The sequence below is a fragment of the Anabaena sp. CA = ATCC 33047 genome (genome assembly GCF_963870205.1).
GTDB lineage: Bacteria > Cyanobacteriota > Cyanobacteriia > Cyanobacteriales > Nostocaceae > Trichormus.
In genome coordinates, this window is sequence record NZ_CAWMSA010000017.1 from 113,049 (window position 1) to 134,659 (window position 21,611).

General features: G+C 42.4%; 19 protein-coding genes and 2 pseudogenes. 11 read left to right on the forward strand and 10 right to left on the reverse strand.

All coding sequences use genetic code 11. The annotated features are described in order from the left end of the window. Positions 1–56 precede the first annotated feature (56 nt). From AACS98_RS04785 to AACS98_RS04795, 3 genes are all read right to left on the reverse strand, one after another. Positions 57–1,460, reverse strand: a complete 1,404-nt coding sequence (locus AACS98_RS04785) for an NAD(P)(+) transhydrogenase (Re/Si-specific) subunit beta (protein WP_066376887.1) — start codon at positions 1,458–1,460, stop codon at positions 57–59. After that, a complete protein-coding gene (locus AACS98_RS04790; protein ID WP_066376921.1) occupies positions 1,457–1,750 on the reverse strand; it encodes an NAD(P) transhydrogenase subunit alpha in 294 nt (97 codons plus the stop codon). Before AACS98_RS04790 ends, AACS98_RS04785 begins: the two co-directional genes overlap by 4 nt. A 179-nt stretch (positions 1,751–1,929) precedes the next feature. After that, entirely contained in the window at positions 1,930–3,087 is a 1,158-nt protein-coding gene (locus tag AACS98_RS04795) for a Re/Si-specific NAD(P)(+) transhydrogenase subunit alpha (protein ID WP_066376888.1), read from the reverse strand. Between the two features lie 831 nt (positions 3,088–3,918). On the opposite strand from AACS98_RS04795, the gene AACS98_RS04800 reads away from it, so the two are divergent. From AACS98_RS04800 to AACS98_RS04830, 7 genes are all read left to right on the forward strand, one after another. Beyond that, positions 3,919–4,425 carry a DUF2808 domain-containing protein gene (locus AACS98_RS04800; protein WP_066376889.1) on the forward strand — a complete coding sequence of 169 codons (507 nt, stop codon included), beginning with the start codon at positions 3,919–3,921 and terminating at the stop codon, positions 4,423–4,425. Positions 4,426–4,604: 179 nt separating this feature from the next. Then, positions 4,605–4,739: a 50S ribosomal protein L34 gene (rpmH, locus tag AACS98_RS04805; protein WP_015139827.1), complete on the forward strand. Its 135-nt coding sequence runs from the start codon at positions 4,605–4,607 to the stop codon at positions 4,737–4,739. 25 nt (positions 4,740–4,764) lie between these two features. Then, entirely contained in the window at positions 4,765–5,163 is a 399-nt protein-coding gene (gene rnpA, locus AACS98_RS04810; protein ID WP_066376890.1) for a ribonuclease P protein component, read from the forward strand. Then, positions 5,150–5,533, forward strand: a complete 384-nt coding sequence (locus AACS98_RS04815) for a PH domain-containing protein (protein WP_066376891.1) — start codon at positions 5,150–5,152, stop codon at positions 5,531–5,533. Before rnpA ends, AACS98_RS04815 begins: the two co-directional genes overlap by 14 nt. 210 nt (positions 5,534–5,743) lie before the next feature. Beyond that, on the forward strand, positions 5,744–6,886 hold the full coding sequence (gene yidC / locus AACS98_RS04820; protein ID WP_066376922.1) for a membrane protein insertase YidC: 1,143 nt from the start codon (positions 5,744–5,746) through the stop codon (positions 6,884–6,886). A 3-nt stretch (positions 6,887–6,889) separates the two neighbouring features. Next, positions 6,890–7,414, forward strand: coding sequence for a Jag family protein (locus AACS98_RS04825; protein WP_066376893.1), 525 nt, complete (start codon positions 6,890–6,892; stop codon positions 7,412–7,414). A gap of 110 nt (positions 7,415–7,524) precedes the next feature. Next, positions 7,525–8,034 carry a YceD family protein gene (locus AACS98_RS04830; protein ID WP_066376895.1) on the forward strand — a complete coding sequence of 170 codons (510 nt, stop codon included), beginning with the start codon at positions 7,525–7,527 and terminating at the stop codon, positions 8,032–8,034. Between the two features lie 142 nt (positions 8,035–8,176). On the opposite strand, the pseudogene AACS98_RS04835 reads toward AACS98_RS04830, so the two are convergent. Then, positions 8,177–8,518, reverse strand: a pseudogene (locus AACS98_RS04835) (Uma2 family endonuclease); the annotation flags it as partial. Positions 8,519–8,584: 66 nt separating this feature from the next. Between AACS98_RS04835 and AACS98_RS04840 the strand changes: the two are divergent. After that, the gene (locus tag AACS98_RS04840; protein WP_157087490.1) at positions 8,585–8,731 is read left to right on the forward strand and encodes a hypothetical protein; all 147 of its coding nucleotides are present in this window, start codon (positions 8,585–8,587) and stop codon (positions 8,729–8,731) included. Positions 8,732–8,931: 200 nt separating this feature from the next. Here the strand turns inward: AACS98_RS04840 and AACS98_RS04845 are convergent, their stop codons facing one another. After that, positions 8,932–10,974 carry an elongation factor G gene (locus tag AACS98_RS04845; protein ID WP_066376899.1) on the reverse strand — a complete coding sequence of 681 codons (2,043 nt, stop codon included), beginning with the start codon at positions 10,972–10,974 and terminating at the stop codon, positions 8,932–8,934. Positions 10,975–11,254: 280 nt separating this feature from the next. On the opposite strand from AACS98_RS04845, the gene AACS98_RS04850 reads away from it, so the two are divergent. Both AACS98_RS04850 and AACS98_RS04855 read left to right on the forward strand, forming a co-directional pair. Beyond that, a complete protein-coding gene (locus AACS98_RS04850; protein WP_232317108.1) occupies positions 11,255–12,283 on the forward strand; it encodes a tetratricopeptide repeat protein in 1,029 nt (342 codons plus the stop codon). 153 nt (positions 12,284–12,436) lie between these two features. After that, positions 12,437–12,978 (forward strand): annotated as a pseudogene (locus AACS98_RS04855) (phosphate-starvation-inducible PsiE family protein). Between the two features lie 267 nt (positions 12,979–13,245). Here AACS98_RS04855 and AACS98_RS04860 read toward each other — a convergent pair. The 5 genes from AACS98_RS04860 to AACS98_RS04880 form a co-directional block, all read right to left on the reverse strand. Then, positions 13,246–14,190, reverse strand: coding sequence for a DUF4351 domain-containing protein (locus AACS98_RS04860; RefSeq protein WP_066376902.1), 945 nt, complete (start codon positions 14,188–14,190; stop codon positions 13,246–13,248). A gap of 261 nt (positions 14,191–14,451) precedes the next feature. Continuing rightward, complete coding sequence (locus AACS98_RS04865) at positions 14,452–15,774, reverse strand: serine/threonine-protein kinase (RefSeq protein ID WP_084386873.1); 1,323 nt, start codon at positions 15,772–15,774, stop codon at positions 14,452–14,454. A gap of 511 nt (positions 15,775–16,285) precedes the next feature. Then, on the reverse strand, positions 16,286–17,575 hold the full coding sequence (locus AACS98_RS04870; protein WP_066376904.1) for a Glu/Leu/Phe/Val family dehydrogenase: 1,290 nt from the start codon (positions 17,573–17,575) through the stop codon (positions 16,286–16,288). 185 nt (positions 17,576–17,760) lie between these two features. Next, complete coding sequence (locus tag AACS98_RS04875) at positions 17,761–19,260, reverse strand: carotenoid oxygenase family protein (RefSeq protein WP_066376906.1); 1,500 nt, start codon at positions 19,258–19,260, stop codon at positions 17,761–17,763. Between the two features lie 412 nt (positions 19,261–19,672). Then, positions 19,673–21,064, reverse strand: a complete 1,392-nt coding sequence (locus AACS98_RS04880; protein ID WP_066376908.1) for a folate/biopterin family MFS transporter — start codon at positions 21,062–21,064, stop codon at positions 19,673–19,675. Positions 21,065–21,432: 368 nt separating this feature from the next. Between AACS98_RS04880 and AACS98_RS23580 the strand changes: the two genes are divergently transcribed. Continuing rightward, the coding region (locus tag AACS98_RS23580; RefSeq protein WP_369815938.1) for a calcium-binding protein at positions 21,433–21,611 on the forward strand (179 nt) is incomplete at its 3' end.

Below are 21,611 nucleotides of genomic sequence, written 5' to 3' on the forward strand. Positions count from 1 at the left end.
CCTCAGAAGCATCAAACCCCCAAGGCAAGTAAACCATATAAATTATTCTTACTTCCCTAAAGCTGCTTCACTTCCGAAACCAACTTCGCCACCATATCTTTCGCACTACCAAAAAGCATTGTGGTTTTATCTTTGTAGAACAACTCATTATCTACACCAGCAAAACCTGTACTCATCCCGCGCTTAATCACAATCGTATGCTTTGCCTTATCTACTTCTAAAATCGGCATCCCATAAATTGGACTATTCGCATCACTACGCGCCGCCGGATTAACTACATCATTTGCCCCAATGACTAACGCCACATCTGTCTTTTCTAATTGGGGATTAATATCTTCCATGTCATACAACTGAGTGTATGGTACATTCGCTTCTGCTAACAACACATTCATGTGTCCCGGCATTCTACCAGCGACGGGGTGAATAGCATATTTTACCTCTACACCCAGACGTTCTAGTTGATCTGCTAATTCTCGGACAGTATGCTGTGCTTGGGCTACTGCCATCCCATAACCAGGAACAATCACCACAGAACGAGCATAACCCAACATCATCGCGCCTTCTTCTGGGTCGATGCTGTGGATGGTTTGCTCAATCTTACCACCACTAGCACCACCAGCCGCAGCACTTCCCGAACCAAACGCACTGAATAGCACACTGAACAGGGAACGGTTCATGGCTTTACACATGATTTCGGTGAGAATAATCCCGGAAGCCCCTACCAATGCACCGGCGATGATTAACATATTGTTCATCACCACGAAACCAGCAGCCGCCGCCGCTAAACCTGATAAGGAGTTTAACAGGGAAATCACCACGGGCATATCGCCGCCACCAATGGGGATGACGAACATCACACCCAAGACTAGGGAGACTGCAACAACTGCTAAGAATACAGCTAAGTTATCCGGTGTGATGATGAAATAGGCACTACCGACAACATACCCAGCCAATAATAAAGCGTTAACTGGCTGCTGTAAGGGAAATGTAATTGGCGAACCGCTAATTAATCCTTGTAATTTGGCAAAGGCGATAAAACTACCTGTGAAGGTGACACCACCGATTAACACATCCAATAACATGGAAATGTTGACATCTAGGGGTACAGGTGCGCCAGCATCCAACAACCGCCAAAACTCGGCAACGGCAACTAAGGCGGAAGCTGCACCACCTAAACCGTTGAGTAAACCCACCATTTGGGGCATTTCTGTCATCTGGACTTTATAAGCTGCGATCGCACCAATTGCAGAACCAATCGCCAACCCTAACAAAATCATCTCATAGTTCAATACGTGCTGGTCTAACATTGTCGCCACAATTGCCAGCAACATCCCCACCGCCGCCATCACATTCCCATTACGTGCGGTAGCCGGTGAACCCAATTTTTTCAAACCCAAAATAAATAAAGACGCAGCGACTAAATACGTCAGCTGTATCCCGGTTGGTATAAAGTCGCTCACGCTTTTATCTCCTTCTTCTTAAACATTTGCAACATTCTGTCAGTCACCAAAAACCCACCGACAACATTGACTGTTGCTAGTACCACCGCAATTAAACCGAGAATTACAGATAAATTAGTATTTCTTTCACCGGCTGCGACTATCGCCCCAATCACAGCAATACCCGAAATGGCATTTGAACCTGACATTAAGGGTGTGTGTAAAGTCGGGGGAACTTTATTGATAACTTCAAAGCCTGTGAAAGATGCCAACACAAATACAAACAAAGCTGCAAGTAACGCCTCTGTCATTAAAAACTCCTTTTGGTAATAGGGCATTGGGCATGGGGCATTGCTGAATCGAGGTATGAATGCCAAAAATGGCATTTCTCAACCTCTAACTCTCTGCGTCTCTGCGCCTCTGCGTGAGAAAAATTCATAACTTCACTCAGCAACGCCAAGTATTAGGTTGATACCATGAATATTTCCCATTACCTCAACACAGCATTTTGTAGCGCATCCTTAACTCGTTGATTGCGAATTTCGCCACCATGAGTAATGCAAGCTGCATTAATAATGTCGTCAGCAAAATCGAGGTTTAAGGTTTTATCTTTAATTAGCAGTTGCAACAACGATGTTAAATTTTTGGAGTACAACTGGCTGGCGTGAACTGGCATGGATGAAGGCAGATTAATCGGCCCGATAATGGTGATACCATTCCAAACAATATCTTTACCCGGTTCAGTACAAGCACAGTTACCACCCTGTTCGGCGGCTAAATCTACCACCACTGAACCCGGTTTCATCTGTGCAACCATTTCGGCTGTCACTAATAACGGTGCGGTTTTTCCTGGTACTTGGGCAGTTGTAATTACTACATCCGAGTTTTTGACGTGTTCAGCGATAACTTCTTGGGTGCGTTGTTTGCTAGCTTCCGAGATTTCTTTGGCGTAACCTCCGGCGGCGGTTGTTTCTTCTTCTAGCTTGACTTCGACGAATTTCGCGCCTAAGCTTTGCACTTCTTCTTTCACAGCTGGGCGAATATCAAAGGCTTCTACTACTGCACCCAAACGTCTGGCGGTGGCGATCGCTTGCAATCCTGCCACACCTGCCCCGATAATAAAGACTTTGGCTGGGGCAATTGTACCCGCCGCCGTCGTCAACATCGGGAAATATTTGGGTAACGCCGCAGCTGCAATCAACACTGATTTATAACCCGCCAGGGAAGCTTGGGAAGATAAAGCGTCCATACTTTGCGCCCTGGTAGTGCGGGGAATCAATTCCATACTCAAAGCCGAAACTTTGCGATTAGCTAACTGCTGCGCCACAACTGGATTTCCCAAAGGATTGAGGAAACTAATTAATAAAGTCCCATCCCGCATTAAATCAATTTCTGTACGTCCGTCTTCTCGCTCTTGGGGTGGGCTAACTTTCAATAAAATATCTGTACTGCCCCATAATTCGTCAGTATGATGAACTATTTTAGCTCCTGCGGCTTCATAGGCAGCATCACTAAAAAATGCTCTTTCTCCTGCACCAGCTTCTACCCAAACCTCTAAACCTTGTTTAATTAAGCGTCCCACAGTGTCGGGATTTAATGCTACACGCCGTTCACAAACTTCAATTTCTTTAGCAACTGCTATTCTCATGAAATCTCCTGCATATAAATAGCTAATATCTGCGAAATTTGCCTATTTATCAATTATTTACCTGCTGAATCCATAGCCTTGATTTTTAACTATGAGCGTTTGCTTTTTCTTGTGTGTTGAAACTTTAGAGTTCCCCTGGCATCTAGATTTACCAGACACCAAGCCTGATTTTGTCTGGTGGAAATTTAGTCTCGGCTAATAGTTGCAAATAGTTTCACGCCTTGGAAATTCTAAGTTTAATATCCCAGTTTATATCTTTGTCTTTAGCTTGTTTTAGGGATCAGAATTATTTGACTTTACTTTTTATTACATCTTGAAAGATTTAGCGATTTGGGGATTTTCTCAACTTAATATTTTGGCAATCCGTTACTCAGGCAATTTTTTCAGAATTCTTGATGATATTCCCGGCTATTTGCATCAATGTATCTTAAATTAACAGGCGATCGCTCAGAACATCACTCAATTTTTATAACAAACACCTTAAATTCCGATACACTTGTACATATTTAGCAACATAATCAAGGTAGTGGGGGTGTAGTCACACAGAAATCAACTTGTAGGGTGCGTGATAAAATCAGGATTCTTGTCTCTGACGCACTCTAGTCTATGTATTACCTGATGATTAGCTGACAGTAGCGATTAGCCACGAGATGAAATTATTCCCAGCATTTGTATGAATATAGGCGTGTGCGTCTACACTATGCTGCGAGTCAAGGCACTTTTTTTGCCATGTAACGTCTTTTGTCAGCAGACCAATAGTAAAGTTTAGTTACAAAACTAAAATTATCGTTATTTAGATTACAAACATATTTCTGGTGTAGGAGCCAAATTATGCGACGCTTACTTTCTACCTTAGCTTTGACAGCCTGTGTAATGACTGCTTTACCTACGACCTTAGCACACGCTCAGGGATTTGTACTGTTTAGCGGTGTTAAGCGGGAAAATCAACTGCCATTCAGGTTTGATTTTGGTGGACAGAGGAATGGTATAGATAGATACATCTTACGTGTTCCTGCCGAAAAGATGAAATTGGCAGTGGCTCAATTTGCTGTCAGCTATCCTGACTACTATAAAGGTACTTTTGACCCTGAAAAAATAGAAGTCAGAGTTAGAGGTAAGAAAGTACCCCTATCTGAAGTTAAATGGAATAGAGAAGGCGGTTTAATTGAGATTTTCCCCGAAGAACCAGTCCCAGCAGGTAGCAGAGTAGAGTTAGTGTTTTCTAACGTGCAGAATCCCGCCTTTGGTGGAACGTATTATTTTAGATGTCAAGTTCTCTTTACTGGAGATGTGCCATTACTGCGTTCCCTTGGGACGTGGATTCTCACTATTAATTAAGTCATTAGTCATTAGTTATTAGTCATTAGTCATTAGTTTCTCTCCTCCGCTTCTCCTCTTCCCCTGCTCCCTCATCTCTTGGGTCGATTTGTGACTCATGACTCTGGACTATTAAACATCAACAGTGATATAGTTTTAGATTGTGACTTTTTATTAAAACAACCTAACAGGAGAACAGTATGCAGAGAACCCTGGGTGGAACTAATCGCAAGAGAAAAAGAACTTCTGGTTTCCGTGCCAGAATGCGGACACCAGACGGCAGAAACGTCATTAGAGCTAGACGCAAGAAAGGACGGCATCGTTTGAGCGTATAGGGAATTTTAGGCGAAAAGAACATCTGTGGCCTTGCCCAAAGCACATCGATTAAAGTCCCGCCAAGATTTTCAGGCAGTTTTCCGGGAAGGAATTCGGCGTTATAGCTTTCATTTCACATTGAGAGCTTTAAAACCGTCACCTTCCACAGCATCTTCTGAGGATACTGCCACCAAAATCCTACCTTGCACCAAAATGGGAATTTCCATCAGCACCAAAGTCAGCAAGAAGGCAGTGGTGCGTAATCGCATTAAACGGCAAATTGCGGCAGCGTTGCATCAATTATTGCCAAAAATAGCTCCTGGCTGGAAATTAGTGGTAATTGTCAAACCAACAGCCGCAGAATCTAAGTGCGTAAGCCAACAATTTCTGCAAGAATTAGAGCAGTTGTTGGCACAAACTGAGGTATTAAATGGGCATTCGTGAAGAAATTTATTATGAAGGCGGCCCCCATATTGGGGATCTGATTTTGAATATACTAATTGGCTTCACCGTTGTCGGGATACCATTGACAGTAGGGGCAATTGTGAGAGCCTTGTGGTTGCGTTATCGCATCACTAATCGCAGAATATCTGTGACGGGTGGATGGATGGGACGCGATCGCACTGACATCATTTACACAGAAATTGTCAAAATTGTCAAAGTTCCCCGTGGTGTAGGTATTTGGGGCGATATGGTAGTTACTTTAAGAAACGGTAGCCGCCTGGAAATGCGGGCAGTTCCCAAATTCCGCGAAGTTTATGACTATATCAATGAAAAAGTGACTGCGAAAAATCCCCAATTTACGGCGCAGTAGGGAATAGGGAATAGGGGAGAAGAGGGAGGCAGCCGTGTGGGCGGGTTTCCCGACTTGAGCGGACTGCCGTGAGCAGGGGAGATTTTTCCCCAGAATTCTTGAATTTTGAATTTTGAATTTTGAATTGATTTGTCCCCAGTCCCCAATCCCCCTTTTTTAGATAGATTAGACTCAGATCAATTTACAGTAACTCAGGTTGAATTCAGAATAATGGATTTTGGTATCGGGTTTCTCTCGAACAACGTAATGCTGCCAATCATAGACTTGTTCTATGGTATAGTGCCTAGCTATGGATTGGCGATCGTTGCCTTGACATTGATCATCCGCTTTGCGCTCTACCCCCTGAGTGCTGGCTCAATTCGCAATATGCGGCGGATGCGAATTGTTCAACCTCTGATGCAAAAGCGGATGGCAGAAGTTAAAGAACGTTATAAGGACGACCCGCAAAAGCAGCAGGAAGAAATGATGAACGTGCAGAAGGAATTCGGCAACCCCTTAGCGGGATGTTTGCCTCTCCTGTTGCAAATGCCAGTCCTGTTGGCACTGTTTGCCACCTTGCGGGGTTCGCCGTTTGCTGGCGTTAACTATTCTGTTAACCTGCAAATTTTACCCGCCGAACAAATCGAACGAATTCAACCCCAAGCCTTCGCTACTCCTCCTCAGAACATTTATGTCGCTGACGGGGAACACGTAAAAGTCACCGCTATTCTACCTAGTGGTAACAAATTAAGCGTTGGTGAAAACACTAAGATTCAATACCAAACCCTCGAAGGTAAACCTTTCCAGGCTCTACTAGCAGAACACCCAGAAACTCAGTTAGTCCCTGATTGGAAAGTTACCAAAGGCGAAGATAGGGTCAAAATCGATGCTGAAGGCAATATAGAAGCCTTACAGCCTGGAGATGTCACAATTCAGGGTACAATTCCTGGTTTGGCAGCAGATAAAGGATTCCTGTTTATTGATGCCTTGGGCAGAGTCGGAGCGATCGACCCAGATGGCACAGTCCATTGGGATATTGTCGCCATGATTGTCTTTTTTGGCATCAGCCTTTACGTTAGCCAAATTCTTTCCGGGCAGAACTCCAGTGGCGGCAACCCACAACAAGATACTGTCAACAAAATCACCCCTGTAATCTTTTCTGGGATGTTCTTGTTCTTCCCCTTGCCAGCCGGGGTTTTGATGTATATGGTGATTGGAAATATTTTCCAAACCCTACAAACTTACATCCTCTCTCGTGAACCCTTACCAGAGGAACTACAAAAAATTGTAGCCTCTCAGGAAAAACAAACCGTGGCAGAACAAAAGACATTACCTTTTGAGCCAAAAAGTTCCAAGAAAAAGACCGCAGGTTAATAGATGAGCAATATTCCCATGCAACGAGGTCAGCAGTGGCTAAAATCACTGCTGGAACTCACTGGGATATCAGCTGAGATTCGTGGTAGTGTAGAAACTACCGATTCTTCAGAAGAAGATTCCCCAGAAGTAGATAGTTACTGGTTAATCATTGACGAAGCTAACTTGACTCCAGAACAAATTCACACTTTGATTGGTGCTGATGGGTCTGTGTTAGATGCAATTCAGTATTTGGCTAATTCGACGCTGAATATCAACCAACCCCAGGAAACGCAAGGTTCCTACACTGTAGAGTTAAATGGTTATCGCGTTAAAAGACAAGCCGAAATTCAAGCCATAGCAGAAGCAGCTGCCGAAGAAGTGCGTTTAACTGGTCAAGAGGTGGAAATTAAATCCTTAAGTTCTGCTGAACGGCGGTTAGTGCATAGCTACTTCCAAGAAATGAGCGATTTAGAAACCTTTAGCCGTGGGAAAGAACCCCATCGTCATTTGGTGGTGCGTCCGGTTGTGGTTGATGGTCATGAATAGCTCACTCAAGATAGAATATTTGTTCTGTCTAAGAGCTAAACTATAGATGGATTGTCAGCAGGATAGCTGATAATTGTGATAAGTTTTCGTGATGATATTTCACAAATCCTATGGACGCAATTTTTATTCCGCAGCTAACTAAAGCCCCGGAGCGTACCGAGGAAATTCAAGTTAAAGAATTTCTGCCTGGGCTAGAAACATTAACACCAGTTCGCGGTCGCGTCCGCGTCCAGCATCATGGTAATTATCTGGATGTGTCGGCTCAGGCAGAAGCTATTATTACTTGTACTTGTAATCGCTGCTTAAACAATTACAATCACCGGTTGCTGGTGAATGCTCAGGAAGTTATCTGGTTAGATGAGGCGGCAAATGAAGAGCAAGATTTGCCTTTAGAAAGGGAAGTGGCTATGGAAGATTTGGTGGAAACTTTATCTCCCAATGGGTATTTTTATCCGAGTGAATGGTTATATGAGCAGATGTGTTTGGAATTGCCTCAGCGTCAGTTATGTGATTTAAATTGTCCTGGTATTCTCAGCAGTGTGAATGAGGAGAGTGCAGAAACGCCTGTTGATAGTCGTTGGGCTGGTTTGGCGGCTTTGAAGAAGCAACTTCCGGGTTAGGTTTTGAGGTTAAATACTTTCGTGTGGTTAAGTAGTATTATTTAGGAGTTCGCGCATTCGCGGAGCGTCCCGCAGGGAAGGCGCATTCGCCGCAAGGCGTTCTCGCAGAGTAGGCGCAAAGAAGAACGCAAAATTCAGTGGGCTAGATTTGCGTTCTTACCCACTTCCTAAATGACCTGAGTGTTGGGCTTCTACCTACTGTTTTACTCTGTTCATAAAACTGAGAAATTGCTTCTACAATTGGCAAGTTGGGAAATGTTGGGCTGATTTCTGACTCGATGTATTTGCCATCCCGAAGAATGTTGATTTGGAGTTTGTCTTTTTCATATCGCCACAGTTCCGGTACTCCTAATGCTTCGTAGGCTTCTAGTTGAGTTTTAGAGGTGACATCAACTTCAATTACTAAGTCGGGTGGGGGGTCAACTCTTAAGTCAATGCGCTCTTTACCAATCATTTTTGCATGATTTTGTATATAAAAAGAATCAGTGACAAAAACTAAAATTTGAACACCAGATTACAGTTATGTAGCCGGGTATTGCAGCTTATTAAAATGGTGGTAAAACTATTATTTGTGGGTGAGCGATCGCACTTTAACAAGGGAACACCAAAAAATAAATTATCCCAATCGACTGTTAGTAGGGTGCGTCAGTATGAATATTTTCTTGGTATAGTAGGGGCGGGTTCACAAATACCCTAGTTGAGCAATCTAAGATATTTATAAACCCGCCCCTACTGGGGTTTCCCGTACTGACGCACCCTGCATTTTGGATATTTTTTTATCTGGAAGTCCCCAAATATTGTGTACATAATCTAGTTTATTGCCCCAATCAAGAAATAGGAGTGACAATAACTGCCACTCCCAGGTTCGGAATAGAGGAAATATTTTGGCACTCAAGACTATTTGCTGTTACCGTTACTAGCATTACCGTTACTAGCAAGCACACGTTCAGCTAGCTTGTCTGGGACTTCTTGCAGGTGGTCATATTCCCAGTGGAAAGAACCAACGCCGAGAGTGAGCGATCGCAACTCTACAATAAAGTCGTGCATCTCGGCTTGTGGCAAGTAAGCAGAAACATTATCCCACCCTTGCCAATCATGTCTGCCTTCATAGCCTAAAATCTGACCCCGTTTACCACTCAACAGTTGCAACACTTTAGAGGTAAACTCGCTGGGTGTGGTCACTTCTACCCGCAAAATTGGCTCTAGGAGGGTGGGTTGCGCCTGGGGTATACCTGTTTGCATCGCTAAACGCGCAGCTTGCTTAAAGGCTTGTTCGGAACTATCAACGGTGTGATATGAACCATTAGTCAGTGTCACCGCCACATCAACCATTGGGAAGCCTAAAGGCCCGTGTGTCAAAAACTCCCGCACTCCCATTTCTACGCCGGGAATATATTGTCTAGGAACTACACCACCAACTATAGTTTCCTTAAAGTTAAAGCCTTCACCTCGTGGTAGGGGTTGAATGTCTAGATACACATCCCCAAATTGACCATGACCGCCGCTTTGATGCTTATAGCGTCCATGCACTGAGTTTACAGGTTTGCGAATGGTTTCTTTATAAGGTACTTGTGGCAGGTGGGTAGACATGGGTAAGTTATATTTGCGGCGCAGTCTGTCTAAAGCGACTTGCAAATGAATCTCACCTTGTCCCCAAAGAATCACTTCGTGGGTGTCGCCGTGTTGTTCCCAAACTAAGGAGGGGTCTTCTTCTAATAACTTAGTAATGGCGGCACTCAATTTTACTTCATCGTTGCGCTTTTCTGGAGTAATGGCCAGGGCATACACTGGCTCTAACTGTTCCGCTTTCGGTAATTCCGGCGGACGTTCTGTAGAGATGATATCCCCAGTTTTAATTCCTTCTAATCGACTCAATGCGACAATTTCACCAGCAGCAACTTCATTGACTGACTGTTGCTGTTGTCCCATCAAGCGATAAATTCCACCAGTCCGTACACCGTTGAGGACTATACCATCGGTTAATTTGCCTTGCCAAACCCGCACGAGGGAGAGTTTACCACCTTGGGGAGTGTAATAGGTTTTTAAAACTTGGGCTATGGGTGTATTGCTGGGTTTACCTTTGAGGCGACGTTGGGCGGTGGCTTCTGGTTCTGGTGCTTCCCGTAGCAGCGCATCTAATAGCGGTCTGACACCATAATCTTGTTCGGCGACACCAAAGAAGACGGGGACTACTAAATCAGCCCCTAATTCCATTTTTAAATCTGTGAGAATTTCTTCTTGGGGTGGTTCAATGTCTTCTAAAAGTTCTTCGAGTAAATGATCATCAAAATCTGCTAAAGCTTCGAGCATTTCGGCTCTAGCTGTATGTTCTTCTGCTTTTAAATCTTCGGGGAAAGGAATCGGATCTGCTGGTGCGCCGGGATGATATTGATAGGCTTGTTCGCTCACCATGTCAATAAAGCCTGTCAATTGTTCCCCTTGCATGATGGGGTATTGGTGGGCTACCAATGGACGACTAGAAACAGCTTTGAGGGCGTGTAATGTTTCTAGGACATGGATATTGGCACGATCCATTTTATTCACAAAGACAAGATGGGGAATTTCCCAGTCGTCTAGGAATTTAAATAAAGGCGCAAGTGTGAGGACGCGATCGCGAATTGGTTCGCAGACTACAATTGCTGCATCCACCCCTATTAAAGCGTTATATGTTTCTTGAGTGAATTCTACACTGCCGGGACAGTCAAGAAAAGTAAAGCGTGTACCCTCATACTCTGTGCAAGCTGTACCCACTTCTACACTCATGCGGCGATCGCGTGCTTCTGCTGCACTATCACCGATTGTGTTACCATCCTTAACGCTGCCTTTGCGAGAAATCGCTCCCGTAACAGATAACAAACTTTCTAATAATGTTGTTTTTCCACTTAAATAAGGGCCGACAATGGCAACATTCCGCGAACTTGATATGACTTTTTCGCTCATAAAACCTCCCTTGCAGTAAGTCTCTCTTACCGCATAGCCCTGTTTTTTTGCAGGGGTTGAATAATTGTTCTGTTGCTGAAGTATTATCACCCCTTTAATTTGTAATTATCCTCCGTTTAATTCAAGGCTAAAAAAATTGTAGCGTCTCGTAAGATTTACCTTAAGAACTGTTAAGTAACACAAACTTTATTATTAATTACAAAATTTTTGTTAAAAAATAATTATTTACAAAAGTTTTTATGAATAACAGTCACAGCAATGTGTGGGAGTGAATACAACAATGAGATTATATATCTGTAACTATCCTCTTGTCGGAATCCTGACTTTAACATTAGTATGGGGCAGTATTGCGCCAGTATTAGCGAAATATCCTATTTCCCAAACTTTTAAGCTAGATTCCCACGAGTTTATCCCACAACCAACACACGAAAATTTCTTGAGGTTTAAACCTCGTAGGGGTTTAGCAATGCTAAACCCCTACACACCTTTATCACCAATTCAACTAGCACAGTATACAGTACCAACAGCTACAAGCTTGTTAAATCAAGGGTTGCAAGCGATTCAAGCGGGGAGATTGCAAGATGCGATCGCAGCATTTGAACGCGCCACTCAGTTAGATCCGAATTTAGCCGCCGCCCATTACAATTTAGGTTTAGCACTGCGACAAACTGGACAATTACAACCAGCAGCTAATGCTTTTTATCGTGCTACCCAAGCTGATCCTAATTTCTCCCTCGCTTTTGCTAATTTAGGGGGAGCGTTGTTAGAAGGTAATAATTTACAACAGGCGAGTGAATATTTACAACGGGCTTTAGAAATTGACCCCAAGTTAGGTTTTGCTCATTATAACTTAGGATTAGTTAGGGAACTGCAACAAAATTGGGCTGGTGCGATCGCATCATTTCAAAAAGCCATCACATACAGTAAAAATGCCCCAGAACCTCATTATCATTTAGGTTTATGTTACCTGCAACAAGGTAAAATTAATCAAGCAAAATCAGCCTTTGAGCAAGCAATAAAAATTAATCCGCGATATTCAGATGCTCACTACAATTTAGGTGTCATCTCATTTAATCAAGGTAAACTGCAAGAAGCTTTAGGCTCATTTAGAAAATCAGCAGAAGCTAATTCTAATTATCCTAACGCTTATTATGGTGCGGGGTTAGTGTTTATGCAGTTAAAACAGTATGGGGAAGCAGCGAAAGTATTTACCCATGCGAAAAATTTATATAATGCTCAAGGTAATATGCAGTGGGCGAAAAATGCTGAGACACTGTTGCAAAAAGTACAAAATATTAAGAGTAAATAGTGAACAGTAAACAGATATTAATTAGATAGTATGATTTGTATTCAATAATAAAGTTTAAAAATTTCAGCTAATCAATAATAACTATTAAATGTCAATTTCTGCTTCGTAATTGGCGGTAGTGGTCTGAAGCGACCATTTAAAACGGAAAGGTACATGAAAAAGCACGCTAAGAGTCGATTTTTATTTGGCGATCGCTGGTTAGATCGTCATGCGATCGTTAGTAACATGGAAGCATTCCAAGACTTACTGGTAATAGTCTTGTGTTTCGCCTTATTTACCTTCATGGTAATAGAATTGTGGGGAATATTTATTGCAATTACCCAACCCCTAAGCTATAAACAAGTAACCGCCAAAATCCTCTTCGTATTAATTTTAGTCGAACTATTTCGGCTATTAATAGTCTACCTCAAAGAGCATAGTATTGCTGTCGGTGTAGCCGTAGAAGTAGCCATTGTTTCCGTCCTCAGAGAAGTAGTAGTTCATGGAATTTTAGAACTATCATGGATACAGACAGCAGCAATTTGCGGTTTGTTATTAATCTTAGGTACTTTACTCATAGTATGTGCTAAAACCCCACACATGGATTGTATGAGTGCTAACACAAAATTCTGTCCGATGACTTATCAAAAGGGAGATACACACAAAACAAAATAGAATTTATGTATTCACAGAAATATCATGTTAATCGAACATAGCTAAATAATAGGTAAATTTTCAAGTAATTAATCACTATACCGTTGCTTGATGTAGCTTGCGTGGCGTAGCCATAGATGCACTTTATTCTGTACTGTAGAGACTAGCCATGCTTAGTCTCTACATTTCTACAATATTTATCTGGTGCAACTTTATAGAGAATTGGTATTAGACCTTTTACAAAAATATTGAATATTAAGAATAAATAATTCCCCCCTTCCCTCGCAGGGAAGGGGGGTTAGGGGGGTTAGGTTTCAAACATCCTCTAATTAATTTGTTTCCAACCAGTTAACTAAATCTGCCTCATGAGTAAAATCTAACAAAGCTTCACCAAGAGCTTCTAATTGATTTACAGAAAGAGATTCAATACGTGCTTGTAATTCTGGAGATAATTCACCTACTCGTCTTTTTAGAAGTTTTAAAATAATCGCCTGTTCGCCTTCTTGTATTCCACGCTCATACCCAATGCGCTCACCTGTAGTTACGTATCTCATAGTACGCTCCTGCTCAAATTGTTTAACCTCTTCCCACAATTGATTTTCTAACACTTTTGGTAATATCATAACCCAATCGATAAATCGGTATAGGTTACGAATATCTTGCTCTTGAAAGCCTAAATCGTACAACCTACGAATTAAGCTGAACTTCCAGATTTTGCGTTCTTCAGGTGATGAGCGCGTCTGTTGGGTTTTCAAATGCGCCATCACTACCGTCGCAAAGGGATTATTATTATTTTCTAACTCCTGCAAGCGATTTTCATAATCTAAAAGTTTAACGATGCCAAACTCAAAATTTAAGCGAGTATGGGGATAATTATAACTGTAATTACTTGGTCGCCATTCGCGGTTAGTATCGCACAAAATCGCCAAGCTAGTGGCTGGTTTATCAAAACGGTCAAATATGCGGAAGTTGTAGGTGAACATCCGCTTACTAAAAGTATCTTCTTTTTGGGCTTGAATTTCTACATGGATTAATAACCAAAGTTCTTCCCCTTGGATTTGCCAAACTTTTACCAATTGATCAGCATATCGCTTACCTTGTTCAGCTTCACGGGCGATTTGTTGAAATTCTGTATTGAGAAATTCATAAGGACGTTCCCAGTCAATTAATGCAGCAGTTTCCGGGAAAAAGAATTGCATAGCTTGCGGAAAATATGCTTCGAGAATTTCTTTCCACGGACTGTCAAAATCAGCACGTTCATAAACATTAGTCATGAATTAATAGTAAATGATAATAAATTAAAAATAAAATTTTTGTAGGGTGTGTTAGGCGCACATTTTCGATATGATTTGTCATTAAAAACAAGATATTTGCGCCTAACGCACCTCGATAATCTAGGGTGCGTCAGGCTAAAGCCTTGACACACCCTACAAGCAATTTTGACTTATTCAGCGTGATAGGTATGGTCAACCCAGAACCCGCAAGGCTTCGTGAGAAAATACCTGTACATAAAAGTTAATAATTTTCTGTAAGCTTTATAGATTACAGTCTACAAGTCTCGACGCGAGAGAAGAGAAATCACACAACGCCACATACCCCTCTTCCCTAACCCAATTGTAACAAGGGCATAATGGGAGGTGCGCTTCTGGTGCTGTTATATCAAAAGTAATATCTGTGTAGTACAACCAACTTCCTCCTTGACTCCATCCTACCTTGTCCCCAAAGGCTTCCCATATTTCCCTGTCGTAGTCTCTCGTTCCCCCCAAACTCTGATAAATGCGCTTTTGAACAGAAAACCCAAACCGCCCATTGCTGTATTTTACCCACAACTGGTCAATGGTGCGGATGTCTTCACAGAGAAAATTATCAATGTCTTCTTTACGTAACCACCGTTCTTTTTCCCGTTTCGCCACCGCTAACATTACCCGTGCTGTTTCGTCATCTGCTGCTTTCCACTTCCCAGCAGCGAGTAAGTCACGCAGTTTGCTGTAGTCCATCCCCACAGCTGACTTTAATTGTACCTCTCCCTGGTTGCCACTACTAACCAAACCTAAATCTTTGCGAAACTGCAACACTGTCTGAGTGCGCTTGTCCGGTTCTAAAGCCATCCCCTTAATAATCGCATCATTCACCCTATCACTAATCTGAGAATTAAATTGCTTTGGTGGTGGTAAAGGTATCCCAGACTTACGAAAATTAGCCGGAAAAGGAACTTCACCAGTTAACAAACTATACAGCGTCGCCGCTAAAGCATAAACATCGGTGTAAGCACCAAAATTCCCCCGTCGTTCATACTGTTCAATTGGTGCATAACCTTCTGTCTTTGCATTAGTCATGCTTCCTGTTCTACCAACAGTAAATTCACGGGCTAAACCAAAGTCAATTAATACCGCTTCTTTGGTGGTGCGTCGCAGCAAAATATTATTAGGCTTCACATCTCGATGTAAAAAACCTCTGTCGTGAACATATTCTAAAGCCTTCCCCACCTGCTCGATGTAGCGTAACGCCTCATCCTCTGACAATTTTCCCCATTCATCAACATAGTCTGCTAAATTCTGCCCATCAATGTATTCCATCACCATCACCCAGAGTTCATTTTCTTGAAACACTTCATGAACTTCCACAATATGGGGATGATGACATTTCGCTAACCGAAAAGCTTCCTGGACAAACTTTTGCTGTTGTTCTGGAAAATCTGCTGTCATTTGTTGCAGATGATTCAGGGTTTTGAGAACAAATATTTTACCTGTACGTTGTTCCATTGCACGGTAAGTAATCCCAAAACCACCGCAACCTATGACTTTTTGAATGATGAAGCGTCCGTTTTGTATTTCCTGCCTGGGTGTCCAAATTTGCATGGCTAGAATGGGGGAAGGTGTAGAGACGTTTCATGAAACGTCTGTACATTTGGCAAACAAACTCTAAGTATTGTAGCTTGATTTTTTTACATTTAATCCACTTTCAACCTGATAACAATACATAGAAATTATGCAACTAGCATAATATTTGAAGTTCGTAGTCAGGACTTTAGTCCTGATTTCGAGGACTGAAGTCCTCACTACAAACAACTTCACTGATATTTTTCGCCATTCTCAACCATCGTTAGGTGGGCAAAGCCAATAACATAACAGCATATAATTTGAGTCAATTTTCAGCATTGCCCACCCTACTGGACTGACACAGCTAAAATAGTGCATCAGCTTTTCTCTTGTGGGGTGGGCATCTTGCCCGCCCATGTCAAACGTTACGGCTTCGCCTAACACACCCGACTGGACTGACACAGCTAAAATGTTACATTAAAACTCTCTTGTGGGATAAGCTCTCTAGCTCGTCCGGTGCAGGCTAGAAGCCCGCACCACAAGAACTATATTAAGGATATAAACCTCTATCACGCAATGCTTGGGCTACTCTCCCAACTCCCAAGGTATAAGCGGCTAACCTTAAAGGAACTTGTCGCACCTTAGACTGTTGAATTACCTGTTGATATGCTTGCACCATCAAGTTTTCCATTTCGTGGTTGACACGTACCTCATCCCAAAATAGGTAAGACAGTCCTTGCACCCATTCCAGATAACTCACCACCACACCGCCAGCATTCGCGAGGATGTCTGGTAGCACAGTCACACCCTGCGCTTCTAAAATTCGGTTTGCTTCCAAAGTTACCGGGCCATTGGCTGCTTCTGCAACAATTCGCGCCCTGACTTCGTGGGCATTTTCTTCGGTAATTTGGTTTTCTAAGGCGGCTGGAATTAACACATCACAGCGTAAAGTTAATAACTCTGCATTGCTAATAGCCGATGCTTTGGGAAAGCCGACTACACTGTGACGGTTTTCGGCAGCGTAAGCTTTTAAAGCCGGAATATCTAAACCGTGAGATGAATATACTCCACCCGTAGCTGTGGAAACAGCAATAATTTTAGCTCCCGCTTGATCAAGCAATTCCGCAGCAGCACCGCCCACATTACCAAACCCTTGGATAACAACTCGCATTCCTTCTAAGGATTTGCCCATATCCGCGAGTGCTTCCCGGACTATAATCATGACACCTCGTCCGGTTGCCATTTCCCTTCCCCGTGAACCACCAACAGACAACGGTTTACCTGTGACAACTCCGGGAACAGCATGACCTACATTCACTGAATAAGTATCCATCATCCAAGCCATTTCACGGGCGGATGTTCCCATATCTGGCGCGGGTATGTCTACTGAGGGGCCAATATCTTTAATTAATTCGCTAGTATAGCGGCGAGTAATTCGCTCTAATTCTCCCACGCTGTAGTTTTGTGGGTCAATGGCAATACCTCCCTTCGCACCACCGTAAGGTATTCCCAACAGCGCACATTTCCAAGTCATCAGCATGGCTAAAGCTGATACTTCCCGCAGTGTCACCGCCGGATGGTATCGAATTCCGCCTTTGTAGGGGCCTAAAATATCAGAATGTTGTACTCGATGTCCTGCTAGCACCCGGATGTCAGCATTATCTAGCTTCACAGGAATGGAAACTGTGACTACCTTACGCGGGTGACTGAGAATTTCCAAGACACCTTGATCTAATCTTAATTCTTTCCCTGCTGCTTCTAAGTAACTACAAGCTTGGTCAAATGGACAAATATGCGCTGGGCTAGCAGTTTCTAAAGATAACTTAGGCGTTGTTACCATAAAGTTTTCTCCTCATCGCGGTATCTTTACGAACCGGATAAATATACGCCTAGCTTATCTTGCGTTTTTCTGAAATATGGGAATTTTGTAGTTTTTGTTACAATTTTATTTTATTTTTAGAAAACCACAGATTCCAGCCAAAAATGGTTGTTGACTGGAATCTGTGGTATAAAATCATCAAGGGATCAATTTGGCGCAAAAATTTCTGAGGTAAAGTTGCCGTGTAGACCGTAGGGGATATGATGTTTTAGGTGTAGTCGAGCAATAGCCCCTTTTCGTAAGTCACGCGCATCTAAAATTACCACATCTGAACGATGATGAGCAGCATCATACACTAAAGCCAGCAACCAGCCATCATCTTCTGTTTGACTATTTGGACGGGGTACAAAAATCGGCTCACCCATAAAACCACGAGGTGCAGCACTCCACAGTTGTCTTTCTCCCGTCTCTAAGTCTATTTTTAGTAATGCTTGCAGTGGTGCATTACCTATCTCTGCATCAGTCGCGCCTATATACATATATCTATAGGTGCGTCCAACATGAGCCGGGTGAATGGTGGGAAATTCACAACAACGAGCTTCTATTAAATTTCGTTGTAGTTTGCCATCATTGAGATTAACATGAAAACGCCAGATTTGTCCAGGGGAATTGGCATCAAAATTAACTTGACGAAAATCGCTTTCTGGTTCTACTTGTGGTAAGGAATCATAGCAAATAGAGTCAATAAAAATTTCATCCCCGCTACTAAAAGCGTTAACGTGGTGGAAGACAAAACCTGATTGTGTTTCGAGAATTTTTACTCCTGTATTGTCGGCTTGTGGAAAGCGAGGAATGACGATAATTTTAGTTGGTTGGTTGGGTTGAAATTGGATACATTCCCCAGCCGAGCGTAAGCCTAAAGCAAAGGGTAAGGGATTAAAAACTACAGGGTTTTGAAAGAAGATGCAGTGATGCGGAGTAATAGCAAAATCGTGAATAAAACAAAAACCCGGAACGCTATGAGAATGTTTTCTGATGACTTTACCATCTGGGTTTAGCTCAAAGATGGTAATTGCAGTAGATAATCCTGGTTTAATGGAAAAGTTGACTAGGCAAGGTACGCCACCGTCTTGAATACAACTTGGATCAAAACGGGGATGTGCGCTAAAGGCTTCACCCTCTGACAAAACGCCATCAAAATATTCTTTTCCTAAAGTTTCTAGAGTTTTGGATTCGAGAAGATGGGGTTCAGCAGCTTCCCACAATGCTAAAAGTTTTTTACCCCAATAAATAACATTTGTGTTAGCAATATTTTTGATTTTAAAGTCAAAGAGATTAGCTAACCATCCGCCTGGTTTTTGAGTACCAAATACACCGCGATAGAGAATTTTACCCGCTTTTTGTTCGGCTAAATAGCCTTCTGTTTTAACAAAGCGATTACGAAAATGGGCGCGACCATTCACAAAAGTGATGCGGCTAATCATGCCGTCACCATCAAAGGGATGATGGATAGATTGTCCATTGATATCAAGTAATCCTGGCCCATTTCTAAATAATGTGCCTTGTAATTCTTGAGGGATTTGTCCTTCTATATCATCAATCCAATAATCAAATTCTTGCTTAAGGGATTGATATCCTCCCTGCCAATCTTCACGAGTGTAGGATTTTTTTAAGGTTGCTTCTTCGGGATTTTGAAAAGTCTGCATATTATTTGATTATCAGGATGTTATTAATCAAGAGTCAGAAAGCCAAATTATGATACAGCAGGGAACAGGAAGGATGAGGGAACAGTTTTGAAAGTCTCTTGGCATAAGGCTTTGTTCCTAAACTTTGTACATTATTTACCCCAAAGCTGCTGTAAACTGCTTACTTGTAATTATCAAAACCTAGCAAAAAATAGGAATTATGAAAACTATTCAATAAGCTTTATTTACATCAGGGTGGGCAGGATGCCCAATCCACAAAATTTGTCTAAATGTATGCTTCATTGACTTGCAAAGTGCTGGTTTTTCTCAGTTCTGAAAGTTCTCTTTTGATATTATGCACACTGGTTTTTGAGCAAACATCTCCTTTTAGTAGAGTTGTTCTGACTTCTAGATTAGGGATTTGTGCCTATCTTTACTCAACCGCTTCTGATTCTGGTTCTCTCGCCAGCAACTCAGACACTAAACTGGGGATTAATTTTGGTTCGGTTTGTGAATCATCACCAGGTAGCCAGTTGAGAAACGGTAAGGGTAATAGGGTACTGAGATTTGTAATTAGTACCAACAGCCAGAGTAAATTAAAATTGGTTTCGCTAATTCCTAGCCAGTGCATAATAATTGCGCCGAATTCGTAGGAAACCATCCCGGCTAAATTGGAAACTGACATTAACAACGCAAATAAACTGGCTTCTATTCCTGGGGGGCAAAGTCTGGCTGCTAGGACTAACACGGGCATATAGGCAATTTGTCCCATGACTGTGAGAACTAGACTATCACCTAGACTAAACCAGTGGTCATCTATACCTAAAGCTCGATTTGTGTGTGTGACTAAAAGCAGCATTGTCATTCCCAAAGCGGCGGAGATGACTGTACTCCAACCAAAAATTACTCGGAATGGCACACTTTTGAGGAAGCGTTGAAAAATCCAAACTCCAATTAAGGAAGCAATACTGGTGACTAACCGCACTCGTCCCAAAAATTCTGGTTCAAAGTGGAGTTCGTTGGTGCTGAAGAAGAAAAAGGCAGCATCGGCTGTTGGGGTGGCTTGCCAGATGAAGACAAATGCTGTGGGTAACCAAATGGCTTTTTGGCTAATGGCTTGACGTAGTTGTGCTATTTGATGCTTGATGCTGAGATTGTTGGTTTGTTCGTCAGTGTCTTTGCTGACAGGAGATTCAGCAATCAACCAAGCTACAAAGGAGACGAGTAAAGGAAATGTGGCGGTAATCCAGAATACAGTGCGGGTGGTGAAATGTTGTAGGAGTAGACCGCTAAAATATGCTGTGATTAATCCCCCTAATGCGGAAGCACCCCAACACAATGATTGTAGAGAACCGGCTTCTGCTTGGGATTCTACCCTGGCGCGTTCGACAACGAGGGAGTCAACGATGACATCACTAACGGCGACGGAGAGGGAACCGAGAGCGATCGCTATTGTCGCCGCCCATTTATCATGAACTATAGTCGCTAAACTCACCCAAGAAACAGCCCCTAGTATCCCCGATAGTATCAAGTAGGGACGACGACGGTAGCCAAATATCGGTAAACCATCAGAGATAAAGCCAAATACTGGCTTGATCATCCAAGGTAAAGCCACAATTCCCAATAGCGCGGACACCTGAACTGGACTCAACAACAATTCATCCTTCAGGAAAAAGCTGACGGCTAAACGCGCCAACCCTAAAATTCCTTGTACAAAGTAAACTGTCAGGATGGCAATTAACTCGGCAGTAGGTTCATTGCCGAAGAAAATTTTTTCTGTTACTGAGTCTTTCACCTTGGACAAGCCAGAGGAGTCAATCAGCATTTGATGAATATTTTTGAAGTTTTATCTACTTTTCTATCATAACGAGTCTTCAAGTGTGAGTTTGAGTAGGAGTTTTCCAAATCAGCAAATTTTTATATTCAACTAAATCAGATTTTCATATCTCTCTATACCTAGTCCCGTCAGTCGGCTCAAATCAAAACACTTAACCACACACCGCGTTATTTGATTCCCTAACCTAGTTACTGGTTAGGTAAATTCTATGACATCAGAAAGACTTGACATTTGCTGGTTTAGGGATCCTACTCATGTTAACTTCATCATAGCTTTGTTAATTTTTATCAGAGTTAATCAATCTGAGTTTACAAATTTAGCTCGGATGAGAATTTACAAAAGGGAAATATTCTACTATGACACTTATAAAAGGCAGTAATTTAAATGACTATCTAGCTGGTAATATCTCTGATAACGAAATATATGGTTTTGAAGGGAATGACACTATCGATGGTGGATTTGGTCTGGACACCCTCGATGGCGGTAGTGGTAACGACGTACTCATAGGTGGCTCTAGCAACGACAGCCTCTATGG